At 62.0% G+C, this 16,116-nt stretch carries 13 protein-coding genes; 9 read left to right on the plus strand and 4 right to left on the minus strand.

Translation table 11 applies throughout. The features are described 5' to 3' along the window. Positions 1-133: 133 nt before the first annotated feature. On the minus strand, positions 134-1,090 hold the full coding sequence (locus LAN64_03485; protein MBZ5566893.1) for a CPBP family intramembrane metalloprotease: 957 nt from the start codon (positions 1,088-1,090) through the stop codon (positions 134-136). A 79-nt stretch (positions 1,091-1,169) separates the two neighbouring features. Between LAN64_03485 and LAN64_03490 the strand changes: the two genes are divergently transcribed. Next, positions 1,170-2,360: an acetyl-CoA C-acetyltransferase gene (locus tag LAN64_03490; GenBank protein MBZ5566894.1), complete on the plus strand. Its 1,191-nt coding sequence runs from the start codon at positions 1,170-1,172 to the stop codon at positions 2,358-2,360. A gap of 171 nt (positions 2,361-2,531) precedes the next feature. On the opposite strand, the gene LAN64_03495 is transcribed toward LAN64_03490, so the two are convergent. Next, positions 2,532-3,341, minus strand: coding sequence for a hypothetical protein (locus LAN64_03495; GenBank protein ID MBZ5566895.1), 810 nt, complete (start codon positions 3,339-3,341; stop codon positions 2,532-2,534). Between the two features lie 294 nt (positions 3,342-3,635). Then, complete coding sequence (locus LAN64_03500) at positions 3,636-5,795, minus strand: PAS domain S-box protein (protein MBZ5566896.1); 2,160 nt, start codon at positions 5,793-5,795, stop codon at positions 3,636-3,638. Positions 5,796-6,024: 229 nt separating this feature from the next. On the opposite strand from LAN64_03500, the gene LAN64_03505 reads away from it, so the two are divergent. The 8 genes from LAN64_03505 (at position 6,025) to rho (ending at position 15,672) form a co-directional block, all read left to right on the plus strand. After that, positions 6,025-7,572: a YifB family Mg chelatase-like AAA ATPase gene (locus LAN64_03505; protein ID MBZ5566897.1), complete on the plus strand. Its 1,548-nt coding sequence runs from the start codon at positions 6,025-6,027 to the stop codon at positions 7,570-7,572. Between the two features lie 250 nt (positions 7,573-7,822). Beyond that, a complete protein-coding gene (locus LAN64_03510) occupies positions 7,823-9,181 on the plus strand; it encodes an FAD-dependent oxidoreductase (protein MBZ5566898.1) in 1,359 nt (452 codons plus the stop codon). A gap of 263 nt (positions 9,182-9,444) precedes the next feature. After that, a complete protein-coding gene (locus tag LAN64_03515) occupies positions 9,445-10,794 on the plus strand; it encodes a cyclic 2,3-diphosphoglycerate synthase (protein MBZ5566899.1) in 1,350 nt (449 codons plus the stop codon). Positions 10,795-11,086: 292 nt separating this feature from the next. Beyond that, on the plus strand, positions 11,087-12,064 hold the full coding sequence (gene argF / locus LAN64_03520; GenBank protein ID MBZ5566900.1) for an ornithine carbamoyltransferase: 978 nt from the start codon (positions 11,087-11,089) through the stop codon (positions 12,062-12,064). Between the two features lie 53 nt (positions 12,065-12,117). Further along, positions 12,118-12,498, plus strand: coding sequence for a four helix bundle protein (locus LAN64_03525; GenBank protein ID MBZ5566901.1), 381 nt, complete (start codon positions 12,118-12,120; stop codon positions 12,496-12,498). 67 nt (positions 12,499-12,565) lie between these two features. Beyond that, entirely contained in the window at positions 12,566-13,777 is a 1,212-nt protein-coding gene (gene rocD / locus LAN64_03530; protein MBZ5566902.1) for an ornithine--oxo-acid transaminase, read from the plus strand. 349 nt (positions 13,778-14,126) lie between these two features. Beyond that, the gene (locus LAN64_03535) at positions 14,127-14,345 is read left to right on the plus strand and encodes a DNA-directed RNA polymerase subunit omega (GenBank protein ID MBZ5566903.1); all 219 of its coding nucleotides are present in this window, start codon (positions 14,127-14,129) and stop codon (positions 14,343-14,345) included. Between the two features lie 76 nt (positions 14,346-14,421). Next, the gene (gene rho / locus LAN64_03540) at positions 14,422-15,672 is read left to right on the plus strand and encodes a transcription termination factor Rho (protein MBZ5566904.1); all 1,251 of its coding nucleotides are present in this window, start codon (positions 14,422-14,424) and stop codon (positions 15,670-15,672) included. A gap of 9 nt (positions 15,673-15,681) precedes the next feature. Here the strand turns inward: rho and LAN64_03545 are convergent, their stop codons facing one another. Next, a complete protein-coding gene (locus LAN64_03545) occupies positions 15,682-15,966 on the minus strand; it encodes a hypothetical protein (protein MBZ5566905.1) in 285 nt (94 codons plus the stop codon). Positions 15,967-16,116 lie beyond the last annotated feature (150 nt).

The raw sequence follows: 16,116 nt of genomic DNA on the forward strand, positions 1-16,116 counted from the left end.
GCTCCGTTGCAATTGCTTGAATGTATAGAGTCATTCAAAAACGAAGTCAAGCAAAAAATCCACCGAACCAGAGATCGCACATCCACTTGCGTGAGAATTTGGCGCGCATTCGCTGCAAGAATCTTGCGGACACTCACTTCAGTAACCGGAACGCGACACCGCTGACGGTATCCTGCAGCGCATGCTGCATCATTCCCGGCCGCAGGCTCTTGCGCCACGCCGCGAGCATGCCGAACAGCGCGCCGTACACGCTGATCAGGACGATGCGCCGCCCGCCCTGGTACGCGTGCGCGATGCCGAACACGATCGCCTGCATCACGATCGCCGCCGCCGTGCTGTGTGTCGCCGCGCGGAACTGCTTTTGCAGGTATCCGCGGAACATGATCTCTTCGCACAAGCCGGCCGTCGCGCTGAGCGCGATCCAGACGCCCAATTCCAATCCGGTCCGCGGCAGCAGCGGTCCCAGTTGTTTCTTCGCCTCCGCTACCTGCGACGCCGACGCCAGCCCGAGTGCGAACGACAATCCCGCCAGCACGGCCGCGGCCACTAACCAAAATCCACACGCGACCGCCACGTCGAGCAGGAAGTCTTCCGGTCTGGTCCACTTTCCGCCGACGATATCCCGCAGCCGGACGCTCTTCTTCCGCGCGCCCCACAGGATGTAAACCACCAGCGCGTATTCCCACCCCATGGTGAGGAGGTAGGCGGCGACACGGCCGTGGCGCTCGATCATCTGGTGCTGCGAGTGCGCCGAAGCCGCGGCGAAGGCGAAGATCACCGCCAGGAAAACTATGGTGTGCCATGCCGGCGCCACTGCAGCGGGCTGAGCAATCTTGAGTATCGCGGGCGTTCTCAGCTTGGGCTCGACGTCTGGGGGCGACACCGACGTGCCATCCTTCTGAACCAGCTTGACGTCCTCAAACCGAGTCCACCAGTGGGCAGGATCCTCGCCGTTGGCGCCACTGTGCAGGACGCCCTCATCGTCGACGGAGTGAATGTCCACCCACTGCGCTGTATCGTCTTCCCACGTCAGCAGAACGCGTTTGCCTATGTTCTCGTGGAGGGCTCTAACGACTTCTTCGGTGGTCATGTTCGGGCTCTGAAATTCTGCGGCCAAACTGACGAACATCTTATAATGACGGGTTGGGAATTCATACAGGAGCACTCTCATGTTCAGCGCAGACGATGTGGTAATCATCGCGGGAGTTCGTACCCCGATTGGAAAATTCCAGGGCTCGCTGTCGGAAATCTCCGCCTCCAAGCTGGGCGCGGTGGTGGTGCGCGAAGTTGTCAAGCGCGCCGGAATCGACCCCAACTCGGTGGACGAGTGCATCATGGGCAACGTTGTATCCGCCGGACTGGGACAGAATCCAGCTCGCCAGGCGGCGATTTATGGCGGACTGCCGCCCTCGGCCGGCGCCATGACCGTCAACAAAGTTTGCGGTTCGGGTTTGAAGTCGGTCGCCTTGGCGGCGCAAGCCATCCAGACCGGCAACTCCGGCATCGTGGTGGCCGGCGGCATGGAGTCCATGACCAACGCGCCCTACCTGCTGCCCAACGCGCGCAAGGGCTTCCGCCTCGGCAACGTCACCATGCTCGACTCCATGATTTACGACGGCCTGTGGGACATCTACAACGACTACCACATGGGCAACACCGGCGAGAACGTGGCCGAGAAGTACCATATCGCGCGCGAAGAGCAGGACGAGTTCGCCGTCAACTCACACCGCAAAGCCCTCGCGGCGATCAAGGAATGCCGCTTCAAGTCGCAAATCATCCCCGTCGAAGTTCCCGGCAAGAAGAAGGGCGAGAAGGTTCTGTTTGAGAAAGACGAAGGCCCGCGCGAGGACACCACTGCCGAAGCGCTGCGCGGCCTCAAGCCGGCGTTCAAGAAAGACGGCACCGTGACCGCCGGCAACGCGCCCGGCGTCAACGACGGCGCCGCCGCCGTGGTCGTTACCAGCGCGAAGACGGCGGAGCGGCTCGGCGCCAAGCCGATGGCGCGCATCGTTGCGCAAGCCACCAGCGGCGTCGATCCTCAGTGGGTGATGATGGCGCCGGTTGACGCCGTCCGCCAGCTTTGGAAGAAAACCGGCTGGAGCAAGGACGAAGTTGATCTCTACGAAATCAACGAAGCGTTTTCGGTTGCTTCGATTGCGGTCACGCGCGAACTGGGCCTCAACCTCGACAAGGTCAACGTGAACGGCGGCGCGGTTGCTCTTGGCCATCCCATCGGCGCCACCGGCGCGCGCATTCTCGTCACGCTGCTCTACGAGATGATCCGCCGCGATGTGAAGAAGGGAATCGCTGCGCTTTGTTTGGGCGGAGGCAACGCTGTCGGACTCGCGATCGAGCGATAACACCGGCGCAAGGCACCGAGGCGGGGTAAGAAATTCCTGCATCAAGCCTCGCCTATTCTTCTTTCATTTTTCCCATCGGCGGGGGGGCGCACCCTTTCTCGATTCGTCATCACGCAGGTCTTCGCGCCCCATGCGCCGAGGAACAAGTCTTGAGTCGCCCGTCTTCCAAGACTAGCCGCGCTTCTCGTACTGACAAGCATACTCGCCAAGCATGTCTTGCGCCTGGGGGCGGGAGTTGACGCGCACCAAGCGTGCCGGCACGAAGATGTTGGCGCCACCCTCGGTGTACGGAACCGCAATCTCCAGGTAGACCTTGGGTTGGTAATCGACGAAGCTCAGGAAGCGAACGCCCCCGCGGGAGAGATCGAGCACGTCGACCACATCATCTTCCAGTCCCGGCCGCTTGATGCAGGCCCGGATCCGCATCATGGCCACGCGTGTATGTTTGCGGTCGTTGCGGGTGCGTGGCGGTTTCTCGTAGATTCCCACGCTGGCGTATTCGGTGCTGCCGATGACCAACTCGGGATCCGCCAACAGCACGGGGATCTGCCACAGGGTTTCCTGGCCGCAGTGGCGACACTCATGGCTGGCGACTCGCACGCTCTCCAGCATCATCATTTCGATCTCGGAGAGCTCAAACACCCATTGCGAGGTGCAAAGGGCACACTCCAGGACGGTTCGCCCCACGCCGGCTTCCGTTTCGGGCGGCGGGAACTCCACTCCCCAAAATGACAGGCCCGAAGTATCGAGGAAGTGGATTCCGTAGGCTGTTTCCTCACCGCGGAAGCCGACTACGCCGACAACGCGCGCGCGCGCGGCCTTTTTCCCACGCAACAGGCGGACATGGCTTCCCGTGAACAGGGACGGGGCGCAAATGATCAGCCCCCCATCGCGAGTGATTACCTCGGTGCGCGCGGGTTCGGTAAATGCGCGGCCGGAAGTGTCGCTGCCGGTAATCTGTAGCCGGACTGAGTACCGCACACGATGGCTGGCGCGTTTCTCGGCTTTGGCAGGACCTTGGGTCTGCGGTTCCTGAGGAATGTTTTGGCCCCCCGTTCCTAGCTGGTAGCGATGCCTGATCTGAGAGACTCCTAGCCGGACAGTTTACAGGGGAATCTGGTTCCTTTTGATCCGTGTCGAGCCCTTGGGTACTGTCCTAATTTCAATTTAGGACACTACCCAACCGTGGGAATCCGTGGCTAAGCTTTTTTCTGCATCCTCTCGAACCGGCGGCAGCGGTGCTGAGGAGACTAACTCAGCTTAACCGCAGGGGAACTAGAGGCCGGCGCGTGCGCTTGGCGGTTTGGTCTTAGGCGTCGCCGTCGGCAGCGTGACCGTGAACACTGACCCACCTCCGGGCGCGGCCTGCGCCTCGATGGTACCGCCGTACTTTTTCAAGATTGCCATGGCCACGCTGAGCCCCAGTCCGGTGCCGCGCCCGGGTCGCTTGGTGGTGAAGAACGGATCGAAAATCTTGGGTAGTGCTTCCGGGCTGATGCCTGGGCCGTCGTCCTGGAAGCCGATCCACACCTTGTCGCCGCTTTTTCCCAGCCGCACGCGCAACGTCCCGCGCGGACGGATTTCGCGGATTGCCTGCTCGGCGTTGATGATCAGGTTGAGGAACACTTGCATGATCTGGTGCGGATCGCCCTCCACCTCGGGCAAGTCCGGGTCAGGGATAAAGTCCACCGCGATGCTGTTGACTTTCAGCGAGTGCTCGTGCAACTGCAGCGACCGCTGCACCATGTCGCTGATGTTGACCGGCGCCTGGCCCGGCGCCGGCGGCCGCGCGAAGAACAGCAGGTTCTGCACCACCTCGGCGGCGCGCTTGGCCTGCTGCTTGAGTAATTCGAACTTGCGTGCGGCTCCGGCCTCCGGCGGTGTAGTCGCCTGCAGCAGTTCCACCGCGCCCAGGATCGCGGTGAGCGGGTTATTCAGCTCGTGCGCGAAGCCGTCGATCATCTGACCCATCGCCGCCAGCCGCTCCGTCTGGATCAACTGCTGCTCCATCTGCTTGAGGCTGGTCACGTCGCGCACCGACGCCACCACGCCGGTCAGCTTTCCTTGGGCGTCATACATGGGACTGGCGGTGGCGCGCAACGAGCGCCAGGTGCCGTCACGATGTTGAGCACCGTATTCCGCCGACTGAAAGACCTCCTGGCCGGTAAGCAGCTCGCGGAACAACTGCTGCAACTCTTCCGCCGCTACCGGTGCTTCCTCGTCGCTCATGCTGCGCCCCATGAACCTCTCCGGTTCGTACCCAAGGATCTCGCGGATGCGCGGGCTGACGAACGTGTACCGCCCCGTGTGATCCAGCGCCAGGATCAGGTCGGGGAAGCTTTCCACTAGCCGGCGCCCGAACTCTTCCTGCCGCTGCAACCGGTCTTCCACCTGGCGCCGCTCGGTGATGTCAAACAGCGCCCCTTGCAAGCGCACCAGCTTGCCGCTGTCGTCGCAGATGGCGCGCGCCGTGTCCAGGCAAATCGCGATGCTGCCATCCTTGCGCTTGAGACGCACTTCCTGGCAGCGCAGCGCCGCGCTCTGCTCCAGGACTCTCACCTGCTCTCGGCGCTCCGAGGAATCCAGGAACAACTGCGGCACTGGAATCGCGAGCAGCTCCTCCTTGGTGTCGTACCCCAGCATGCGCACCAGCGCCATGTTGCAGTCCAGCATGCTCCCTTCCGGGGTGGTGAAATACACGCCCTCCTGCAGCGTTTCGAACAGCTCGGTGAAGCGCGTCTCGCGCTCGCGGGACGCTGTGATGTCCTTCGCCATCACACCGATTCCCACTACCTCGCCGTTGGCCACGATGGGGTGCAGCACGGTATCGAAGTAGCGCATCGCGGTTTCATGCTTGAAGCGCACGCGCAGCACGCCGGACCACTGCCGCCATTGCAGGAACCGCGCCACCTGTTTCTCCGCCTGTTCCCGGGTGGGTTCGTCGAGGAACTCCTCCAGGTTATGCCCGGCGATTTCCGCGAACGATTTGCCGAGCATGTCAACGAACGCGTGGTTCGTGGTGCGAATCGTCCCTTGCAGGGAAAGGCCGAGCACCGCCTCGTCCAGGCTGTCGATCAGTTCGCGATAATTGCGCTGCGAATTGCTGATCGCTTCCAGCAGCCGGTGCAATTGCTCCTCGCTGGGAGGCGCCTTTTCACGCTCCTGGAGGCCGCGCACTACGCCCTGCAGTTCCGCGATTTCCCGGCGCTTCCTTGTCAAGTACACTGCGAACAGCACCCCCAGAACGAGCATGCCGAGCGGAAGCGCCTCCAGGTGGTTCGGAATCGACGCCAGGTTCTGCCACGACGTCGCTGCCAGCCCGGCCGTGAGCAGCACGAGGAACAGCACCGCGGCGCGCCAGAGGCGGTTTTCTTCGTGCTGCAGACGCTGCAGCTTTTCCGCGTGCTCCTCGCCGGCTTGCGGGTTTTCTTCCATGCTGGTTTCTGGTGGTTCTTCCGAATGGTATGTTGTTGCGTGTACGCCCGCAATAGGGGAACCACCAGATGTATCTGTCGACGCAAGCAGCAGCGCGTCCCAAGTCCGCATTTGGGCATGAAATCGGCCATACAAAGTCGGCTTCGCAGCGGGATATCACCGCTATTGCGGGCCGCCTTTGCTATACTCCGGCCTTGCTGTTGAGGTTTGGGCGGACTTCGCCCGGCCCATGCTCTACAAGACCCTCAGCGCCGCCGTCTACGGCATTGACGCCAGCATCATCGAGGTCGAGGTTGACGTCTCCGGCATCCGGTGTGACAAAGATAATTTCATGACTGTCGGGTTGCCCGACGCCGCCGTCCGCGAGAGCCGCGAGCGCGTCCGCTCCGCCCTGCGCAACTGCGGGTACGACATCCCCCCCACCCACATCACCGTCAACCTGGCGCCCGCCGACATAAAGAAGGAGGGCTCCGGCTATGACCTCCCCATGGCCCTCGGAATCCTGGGCGCTTACGGCGGGATTTCTCGGAAAGAAGTGCCGGATTACGTTTTCGTCGGCGAACTCTCGCTCGACGGCGGCGTGCGCGGCGTGCGCGGCGCCCTGCCCATCGCGGTCGCCGCCCGCGCCGGCAAGATTCCCAATCTCATCGTTCCCGTCATCAACGCGCGCGAAGCCGCCGTGGTCAGCGGGGTTAACGTCTTTCCGGTCGGCTCGCTGATGGATGTTGTCCAACTGCTGAACGGAGGCAACGGCATCGCGCCCATCAAGGTGGACGCCGACGCGCTCCTCAGTGAAGCCCAGCAGTTCACCGTGGACTTCAAGGACGTCCGCGGCCAGCACACCGCCAAACGCGCGCTCGAGGTCGCCTGCGCCGGCGGCCACAACATCCTCATGATCGGCCCGCCCGGCTCGGGCAAGACCATGCTGGCCAAGCGCATGCCCACCATCTTGCCGCCGCTGACCTTTGAGGAAGCGCTGGAAACCACCAAGATCCACAGCGTTGCCGGTGTGCTGGACGCCAACGCCGGGCTGGTCGGCACTCGTCCCTTCCGCGCGCCGCACCACACGATCTCCGACGCCGGGCTGATCGGAGGCGGGGTCGTGCCGCGGCCGGGCGAAGTTTCGCTGGCCCACCACGGCGTTCTCTTCCTCGACGAGCTGCCGGAGTTCCCGCGCAACGTTCTGGAGGTCATGCGCCAGCCCCTGGAAGACGGCACGGTTTGCATCGCGCGCGCCTCCATGTCGCTCACTTTTCCGGCGCGTTTCATGCTCGCCGCCGCCATGAACCCCTGCCCCTGCGGCTATTTCAACGACCGCACCCGCGAATGCCACTGTACTCAGCCCATGATCCAGCGCTACGTGGCCAAGATCAGCGGGCCGCTGCTCGACCGCATTGACATCCACATGGACGTTCCCGCGGTCAACTACAAGGAACTCCGCGGCGGCGCCAGCCCTGAAACCTCCGCCCACATCCGCGAGCGGGTGGTGCATGCTCGCGACATCCAGCTACAGCGCTTTGCCGCCGCCCGCCCCCGCATCTTCTGCAATGCGCAGATGCAGACCAGCCAGATCCGCACTCATTGCGAGCTTTCTCCCGACTGCGAGCGCCTCCTGGAGCGCGCCATCAATCAACAGGGATTAAGCGCCCGCGCCCACGATCGCATCCTCAAGGTCGCCCGCACCATCGCCGACTTGGAAGGCGCCCCCCAACTCGACGCCAAGCACATCGCCGAAGCCATCCAATACCGCACTCTCGACCGCACCTTTTGGGCCTGAGGACTTAAATTTGAGGAGATAAGAATGGGGTACCGAGTTTGGTGTCCAAAATGTTCGAAACGCTACCACTCTAGCGACATCGCGAATCTCAAGACGCCAATGGCCAACCGCCAAGAGCCAGGAGCTAAGAGCTAAAAGCTGGTGCATAATGTGACGACGTCACACGCTTCTGAGACGCAGGTCACAGTCCTCTAGTACATTGTCTCTGTACCCTGTCGAGGATGTAATTGATGGCAGGAGGCAGCACAGAATGAAAACCGTTTTCGTCGTTGGCGCTGGTCCCGCCGGCATGTTTGCCGCCCAGAAGATCGCTCTTGCCGGCCACCAGGTGGTCATCTTCAACCGCGATATCAAGCACGGCGGCCTGGCCGAGTACGGAATCTACGTTGTCAAGGATAAGATGAAGAGCGGCCTCCGCAAGCAGTTCGCCAAGGTGCTGTCCCTCCCCAACGTCCACTATTTCGGCCACGTGCCGGTGGGCACCAAGCAGGCTCTCACCGTGGATGACCTGCGCGCCTTCCATCCCGACGCCATCGTCTTCTCCGTCGGCGCCCAGGGCACCAAGAAGCTCGGCCTGCCCGGCGAGGACGCCAAGGGCGTCTATTCCGCCAAGGATTTTGTTTACTTCTACAACTCGCTGCCGCCCTTTGCCAGCCGGGATTTTTCCACCGGCAAGAAGGTGGCGATCGTCGGCATGGGTAACGTCATGGTGGACATCGCCCGCTGGGTACTGTTCGATGATCCCAATCGCCGGACCGAGGAACTCACCATCGTCGCCCGCCGCGGCCCCTTCGAGGCCAAGTTTGACGAAAAGGAAATCAAGTACGTTGAGCACAACCTCGACCGCAACGAGCTCAACGCCGAAATGCAGCGCGTTGCCGAGCGCGTTGCCGCCGTCGGTCAGGACATCACCAAGGCCGGCGACGTCTTCTCCATCCTGAAGAAGACTGACGTGCCGCAGACCAAGCCGGTGATGAAGTTCCGTTTCTTGTGCTCGCCGAAGGAAATCGTGAAGGGCCCCGACGGCCGCATCTGCAAGCTGATCGTCACCGAAAACCTGCTGGTCAAGAAGGGCGAAGGTACCGCCGCCAAAGCTACCGACCAGACTGCCGAGCTCGATATCGACACCATGATCTTCGCCATCGGCGACGTGCACGATCCCAACCTCGGCCTGCCCATGGGACCGGAGGGCTACAGCACCAAGCCCGTCCAGGGCGACCAGCGTTCCCTCTACCAGGTGGTCGATCCGCAGACCGGAGCCGAGATGGAAGCGCACTTCGTGGTGGGCTGGGCACGCCGCGCCAGTGACGGCCTGGTGGGCATCGCGCGCCATGACGCCGAAGTCGGCGCCACCCACGTGCTGAACTATCTCGCCTCCAAGCCCGACAAGGGTGCCGCCGCGATCGAGACCATCGAGAGCGACCTGCGCGCCCGCGGCATCCTGGCGGTTAACAAGACCGAACTGGCCCTGCTGGTTAAGGCGGAAGAAAAGGAAGCGCTGGAGCGCGGCCTCGCCCACTTCAAATACTCCGACGACACCAGCATGCTGCGCGCCATCACCCGGGAGAAGAAAACCAACAACACTCCCGCCCTGGCTGGCGCCGACTGAGTCGGTTCCTGCATTTCAGGAGTGAATAGCAAAGGGCACGGTTTTACGCCGTGCCCTGCCCAAATCCCGATCGGCGCCGTCCTTCCCATATCCCCGTCGGTTAACGCTAAACTGGTGCCTTTCCCGGTATCCGGCGCGCGCATAAATATGCATTTCGCCCAACAATAATGCCCGTTTCGGAACTCCACCACCCCTCGTTGTGACAATCCTCACTTCCTTCCTCTTCCCGCGGGCGGACACTAAAGGGTTGTGCAGGAGGACCCATGAAACGCGTCGTCATCCTCGGCGCAGCCGGCCGCGACTTTCACGATTTCAACACATTGTTCCGCAATAATGCCGATTATCAGGTGGTTGCCTTTACCGCCACCCAGATCCCCGACATCGCCGGACGCCGGTATCCGGCCGAACTTGCCGGGCCGCTTTATCCCGACGGCATTCCCATCGTTGAGGAGAAGGAAGTCGAAGCCCTGGTCGCCGACCACGCCATCGATGTCGTCGTCTTCTCTTACAGCGACATCGCGCATACCACGCTCATGCACCTCGCCTCGCGCGTGCTTGCTGCCGGCGCGGACTTTTGGCTCCCGGGCGGCCGCCATACCGAACTGCAGGCGAACGTGCCCGTCATTTCCATCTGCGCCGTGCGCACCGGCTGCGGCAAAAGCCCGGTGGCGCGGCGCGTGCTCGGCGATTTGCGCAAGCTCGGCTGGAACCCGGTGGTCGTGCGCCATCCCATGCCCTACGGCGACCTGGTGCGCCAGGCGGTGCAGCGCTTCGCCACGCTCGACGACCTCCAGCGCCATCAGTGCACCATCGAGGAGTGCGAGGAGTATGAGCCTCACATCGTAAACGGCACGGTCGTGTATGCCGGCGTGGATTACGAAGCCATCCTCCGCCGCGCCGAGAAGGAAGCCGACCTCGTCCTCTGGGACGGCGGCAACAATGACACCCCGTTCTTCCGCTCCGACCTGGAAATCGTCGTCACCGACCCGCATCGTGCCGGGCACGAGATGAGCTACTTTCCCGGTGAGGTGAACCTCCGCCGCGCCGACGTCATCATCATCAATAAGGTCAACACCGCCGTGCCCCAGAACGTGGACATCGTGCGTCAGAACATCGCCCTGGCCAACCCGAGGGCCACGGTGATCGAGACCGCCTGCCGCGTCTCGGTGGAGAACCACCCCGACGTCATCAAGGGCAAGCACGTGCTCGTCGTCGAAGACGGTCCCACGCTCACCCATGGCGAGATGCCCTACGGCGCCGGCGTGGTCGCCTCCGGCCAGTACTGGGCGGCGCAGCGGGTCGATCCGCGCCCGTACGCTGTCGGCTCCATCCGCCAGACCTTTGAAAAATTTCCGCACCTGCGCGACCTCCTGCCGGCCATGGGCTACAGCGAAACCCAGCGCCACGAGCTGGAGGAAACCATCAACCGCACGCCCTGCGACCTGGTGTTGCTGGCGACGCCCGTGGACCTGCGCCGCATCCTGCACCTCAACAAGCCTTGTGTGCGCGTTGGATACGAAGTTGAGGAGCTCACCAAGCCCAATCTGCCGGACCTGCTCGCCGACTTCACTACCCAACACCAGGTGAAGCGCGAGGTCGCGCATGCGGATTGAGTAGCGGCGGTTTGACGGCTTGCTGATGGATCACACGTGTGGCACAGGGCCTGCCCTGAGCGAATTCGAGGGGTGTCCCCGCCACTGCTGCACATCGCAGATCGAAGCTCCCGTGCCGTAAGGCACGAATGAAAGTAGCCGGCACTTCAGTGCCGGGTAGCGATGCGATTTACCCGAGTCCCGTAGGGACGGTTGAGCCCGATGCGAGCCTCGCAGTAATTTCGCCGGCCGACCGCTGATAGCTGATAGCTCTCACCGATAGACCGAAAGACCGAAAGACCGAGAGACGACCATGAATGCCATCACCACCGATTTCCTCTCCCTCCGCGACTTCTCGCCGCGCCAGATCCGCGAACTGCTCGACCTCGCCGCCGACATCAAGGCGAGTCCGAAGGCCTACGCCGATTCGCTCAAGGGCAAGACCCTCGCCATGATCTTCGAAAAGCCCTCACTGCGTACCCGCGTCACCTTCGACGTCGGCATCCAGCAGCTCGGCGGCTTTTCGCTGTATCTCTCGCCCGCGGAGATCAACCTTGGCAAACGCGAGTCGGTCTACGACGTTGCCAAGAATCTGGAGCGTATGGTGCAGGGCATCATGATCCGCACCTTCGCGCATGAGATTGTCAAGCGCATGGCCGAATACGCCGCCATCCCCATCATCAACGGCCTCACCGACTTCAGCCATCCCTGCCAGGCCATGGCCGACTTCCTCACCATGCGCGAGGTGAAGGGAAGAGTGGCCGGCCTGAAGGTCGCCTTCATCGGGGACGGCAACAACGTCGCGCATTCGCTCATGTTTGCCGGCGCACAACTGGGCGCACGCGTCTGGGTGGCCACCCCCCTTGGCTACGAACCCAGCGGCGAAGCCGTCACGTGGGCCCGCGAACGCGGCCAGCAAACCGGCGCCACGATTACCCTGACCAACGATCCGCTCGAAGCCGCCACCGACGCCGACGTCATTTATACCGACGTCTGGGCCAGCATGGGCCAGGAAGCCGAAACGGAGCAGCGCAAGCGCATCTTCCTCCCCTACCAGGTCAACACGGAACTGTTCGCCCATGCCAAGCACGACGCCACCTTCCTGCACTGTCTGCCCGCGCATCGCGGCGACGAGGTCACCGACGCGGTCATTGACTCGCCCAACTCCGTCGTCTTCCAGGAGGCCGAAAACCGCCTCCACATCCAGAAGGCCATCATGTTTGACCTCATGCAGGGCGAAGTGGTCTCTCGGCCGGGCCGAGCGGAACCGGAGGAAGTGTTGCACGCGTGAAGGTAGTCCGTAGTCGGTAGTCGGTAGTCCGGAAAGACCTTCCGGAGGTGAGCATGAAGGGTCATCGCGACTTGGTTGCGTGGCAGCAAGGAATGGAATTCGTGATCGAGATATATCGGATCACGCGGGGGTTCCCCAAGGAAGAGCTGTACGGACTTACCTCACAACTTCGGCGTGCGGCAGTATCCGCACCGAGCAACCTCGCCGAAGGGTACGGACGGAAGTCCCGGAAGGATTTTCAAAGGTTTATTGGCATGGCTCTTGGCTCGTTACTAGAAGTCGAGACTCAGCTCGATATCGCCAACAGACTCGGTTATGTGTCCGATGAAGTGCTTTCGGACGTTTTTCGTAAGAGCCGCCGTGTCGCCCAATTGCTCCATGGCTTGAGGGCCTGGTGTGAAGCGCCGGTTGGCGCCGCGGCAGCGTCGATTTGATCATATTTTGAAGCCCGTCGCCGGACTACGGACTACCGACTACGGGCTACCAAAGGAAAAAGGACTTATGCCAACAACAGAGCTGACCAAATCACAGGAACTCATCGAAATCGAAGAGCGCTACGGCGCGCACAACTACAAGCCACTCGATGTCGTCATCGAGCGTGGCGAAGGCGTGTGGGTGTATGACGTAGAAGGGAAAAAGTACCTCGACTGTCTCGCCTCGTATTCCGCGGTGAACCAGGGCCACTGTCATCCCCGCATTCTCGAGACGCTCATCGACCAGGCGCACAAAGTCACTCTCACCTCGCGCGCCTTTCGCAACGACCAGCTCCCGTTGCTCTACCAGGATCTGCACGATCTCACCGGATACGGCATGGCGCTGCCCATGAACTCCGGCGCCGAAGCGGTCGAGACTGCCGTCAAAGCCGCGCGCAAATGGGGCTACACCGTCAAAGGCGTTCCCGACGGTCAGGCCGAAATCATCGTCTGCGCCAACAACTTCCACGGCCGCACCACCACCATCGTGGGTTTCTCCACCGACGAGCAGTACCGCCGCGGCTTTGGCCCCTTCACGCCCGGGTTCAAGGTCATCCCCTTCGGCGACGCCGCTGCTCTTGAAAAAGCCATCACTCCCAACACCTGCGCCTTTCTCGTTGAACCCATTCAGGGAGAAGCCGGCATCCTCATTCCGCCGGACGGTTACCTGCGCGACGCCGCCCGCATCTGCCGCGCCAACCGCGTTCTCCTCATGTGCGACGAAATCCAGTCTGGCCTGGGCCGCACCGGCAAGCTCTTCGCCTGCATGCACGAGCACGTCACGCCCGACGTCCTGATCGTCGGCAAAGCTCTCTCCGGCGGCTTTTATCCCGTTTCCGCCGTCCTGGCCTCCAAGGAAGTCCTGGGTGTCTTCCAGCCGGGCGACCACGGCAGCACCTTCGGGGGCAACCCGCTGGCTTGCGCCATCGCTCGCACTGCCCTGCGCGTGCTGGCCGAAGAAAAGATGGTGCAGCGCTCCGCCGTACTCGGCGCCTACTTCCTCGACCGCCTCAAAACCCTCCGCAGTCCCGACATCGTCGAAGTCCGCGGGCGCGGCCTCTGGATTGGCATCGAGCTGCGCACCCCCGCTCGTCCGTACTGTGAGGCTTTGAAGGACCAGGGGATCCTCTGCAAGGAAACCCATGATCGCGTCATCCGCCTGGCGCCGCCGCTGGTCATCACTCGCGACGAGATCGACTGGGCCTTCGTTCGTATCAAGGGGGTGATCGAGCAGCCCTGAATGTGGGTCCGATGTCGTTCGCACCGGTAGCTCACCCTCATCTCGCGCAGTCGTGCCGAGAAAAGGCGGATTTTCCGACGGAGAACCATCCCCGGGCAACCGTTTACTTTCGATCTTCCCCTTGTGGCAGCGCACGAAATATTTCTTCCCCCCCGAGTTACTCTCTGCTACTCTGCATCATCCAATTAACCGGGACCCTTGAAAAATGAGCAACTTCGGAGGCCGCTGCGGCATCTATACCGCAGGGCAGTAGGCCCGCGCCTATTCCATACCTCCCAAAAATTTACGGGATGGCATTCGCACCGCAACTTGCGCATCTGGCCCTGGTTTCATACTTTAGGAGATAATAATGATGCGTTCTGATCTTGTATTCGACGCTTTACACACCCTGCGTAACCGGTATATGCTTTGTCAGCTTGCCTCCAAGGCCACCCGCAGGTTTCACCGTCCCAATACCCGCATCCAGGAAACGATGAACCAGGTATTGCAGCGGATTGGGGTCGCTGACCGGGAGCAAGTCTTGGCGGAGCCGGAAATGGTTGCAGAGGCGCAGCGTCGGGCTGCATAATAGAGCTTCCCAGCGCGCCTCTCGGTTGCGCTCGGCACGTCTTCTGACCCCCCTGAAAATCTCTCCGTAGGTGAATATGACCATCGCAGAACTGAAAGAAAAGAACATTACCGAGCTGACCCGCATTGCTCGGACGCTCGACTTGCCGGGAGCCAGCGGGCTCCGCAAGCAGGACCTCATCTTCAAGATCCTGCAGGCCCAGAGCGAGAAAGAAGGACACATCTTCGCCGAAGGTGTCCTGGAAATCCTGCCCGACGGCTACGGCTTCCTACGCAGCCCCGATTACAACTACTTGCCTGGGCCGGACGACATTTACGTCTCGCCTTCGCAGATCCGCAAGTTCGATCTCAAGACCGGGGACACCATCAGCGGCCAGGTCCGTCCTCCGCACGAGGGCGAAAAGTACTTCGCCCTGGTCAAGATCGAGGCGGTCAACTTCGAATCGCCCGAGGAAGCGCGCAACAAGATCCTGTTCGACAACCTGACCCCGCTGTATCCGCAGGAGCGCTGCAAGCTGGAGACGGTCAAGGAGAACATCAGCGCCCGGGTCATGGACCTGCTGACGCCGCTCGGCAAAGGCCAGCGCGGCCTGATCGTTTCGCCGCCGCGCACCGGCAAGACTATGCTGTTGCAGAACATCGCCAACAGCATCACCACGAACCATCCCGAGGTCGTGCTCATCGTCCTGCTGATCGACGAGCGCCCGGAAGAAGTGACCGACATGCAGCGCTCGGTCAAAGGCGAGGTCATCAGCTCCACCTTCGACGAGCCCGCCGCGCGCCACGTGCAGGTCGCCGAAATGGTGATCGAGAAGGCCAAGCGCCTGGTCGAGCACAAACGCGACGTCGTCATCCTGCTGGATTCGATCACGCGTCTGGCGCGGGCTTACAACACCATCGTTCCGCCCTCGGGCAAGGTGCTGAGCGGCGGCGTGGATTCCAACGCGCTGCAGCGCCCGAAGCGCTTCTTCGGCGCCGCCCGCAACATCGAAGAGGGCGGCTCGCTCACCATCATCGCCACCGCGCTGGTGGATACCGGCTCGCGCATGGACGACGTGATCTTTGAGGAGTTCAAGGGCACCGGCAACTGCGAAATCATTCTCGACCGCAAGCTGGTGGACAAGCGCGTCTTCCCGGCGATCGATATCCAGCGCTCCGGCACGCGCAAGGAAGAACTGCTGATTCCCAAGGACGACCTGGCGCGCATCTGGGTGCTGCGCAAGGTTCTCAATCCGCTCTCGCCGGTGGAGGCGATGGAGCTTTTGATCGACAAGCTCAGCAAGACTCAGAACAACGGCATTTTCCTTTCCAACATGAGCTCGCTGTAGAGCGCGCGATCAGATCGTCACGGCAATGCGCGTACCGTGCCCAAAGTAATAGCTGCCCACATCCCGGCCGCTGACGAATACCTTTGCTTCCCCATCGCGATAGCCGAGAAAGGTCGCAATCCCGTCCGCGTCGGTTCGTTCTTCGTCGGTGACGCCGCGCTGTGGCGCTGTAAAACCCAGGGCGACGGAGCACGCTGGCACGGCACGGCCGTTGCAGTCGCGCACCTGCACGAAAAAGGTGCTGTCGCCATCGTCGTCGTCATCGTTCTTGGGGAAGTCCACTCCGTCCGCCATTCTTCTGTGCCTCGCCTAGCAGCCCGTGGTGCAAGTCTGGATTCGTGAGCGGAAAGTACTGAAGTATCCACAGGCATAGTTCGTAGAATGTCGCGCATGTCGATGGGGACGCGCAAGCAGCGGGAGAAGCAAGAGGACATCTGGATTGCG

The organism is Terriglobia bacterium (assembly GCA_020073185.1).
Taxonomy (GTDB): domain Bacteria; phylum Acidobacteriota; class Terriglobia; order Terriglobales; family Acidobacteriaceae; genus JAIQGF01.

Bases quoted from the DNA above. Each gene is read 5' to 3' on its own strand.
- LAN64_03545 (MBZ5566905.1), bottom strand. From the start codon at position 15,966: ATGGCGGACGGAGTGGACTTCCCCAAGAACGATGACGACGACGATGGC.
- LAN64_03515 (MBZ5566899.1), top strand. From the start codon at position 9,445: ATGAAACGCGTCGTCATCCTCGGCGCAGCCGGCCGCGACTTTCACGAT.
- argF (MBZ5566900.1), top strand. From the start codon at position 11,087: ATGAATGCCATCACCACCGATTTCCTCTCCCTCCGCGACTTCTCGCCG.
- LAN64_03505 (MBZ5566897.1), top strand. From the start codon at position 6,025: ATGCTCTACAAGACCCTCAGCGCCGCCGTCTACGGCATTGACGCCAGC.
- LAN64_03535 (MBZ5566903.1), top strand. From the start codon at position 14,127: ATGATGCGTTCTGATCTTGTATTCGACGCTTTACACACCCTGCGTAAC.
- LAN64_03510 (MBZ5566898.1), top strand. From the start codon at position 7,823: ATGAAAACCGTTTTCGTCGTTGGCGCTGGTCCCGCCGGCATGTTTGCC.
- rocD (MBZ5566902.1), top strand. From the start codon at position 12,566: ATGCCAACAACAGAGCTGACCAAATCACAGGAACTCATCGAAATCGAA.
- LAN64_03525 (MBZ5566901.1), top strand. From the start codon at position 12,118: ATGAAGGGTCATCGCGACTTGGTTGCGTGGCAGCAAGGAATGGAATTC.
- LAN64_03485 (MBZ5566893.1), bottom strand. From the start codon at position 1,090: ATGACCACCGAAGAAGTCGTTAGAGCCCTCCACGAGAACATAGGCAAA.
- LAN64_03500 (MBZ5566896.1), bottom strand. From the start codon at position 5,795: ATGGAAGAAAACCCGCAAGCCGGCGAGGAGCACGCGGAAAAGCTGCAG.
- LAN64_03490 (MBZ5566894.1), top strand. From the start codon at position 1,170: ATGTTCAGCGCAGACGATGTGGTAATCATCGCGGGAGTTCGTACCCCG.
- rho (MBZ5566904.1), top strand. From the start codon at position 14,422: ATGACCATCGCAGAACTGAAAGAAAAGAACATTACCGAGCTGACCCGC.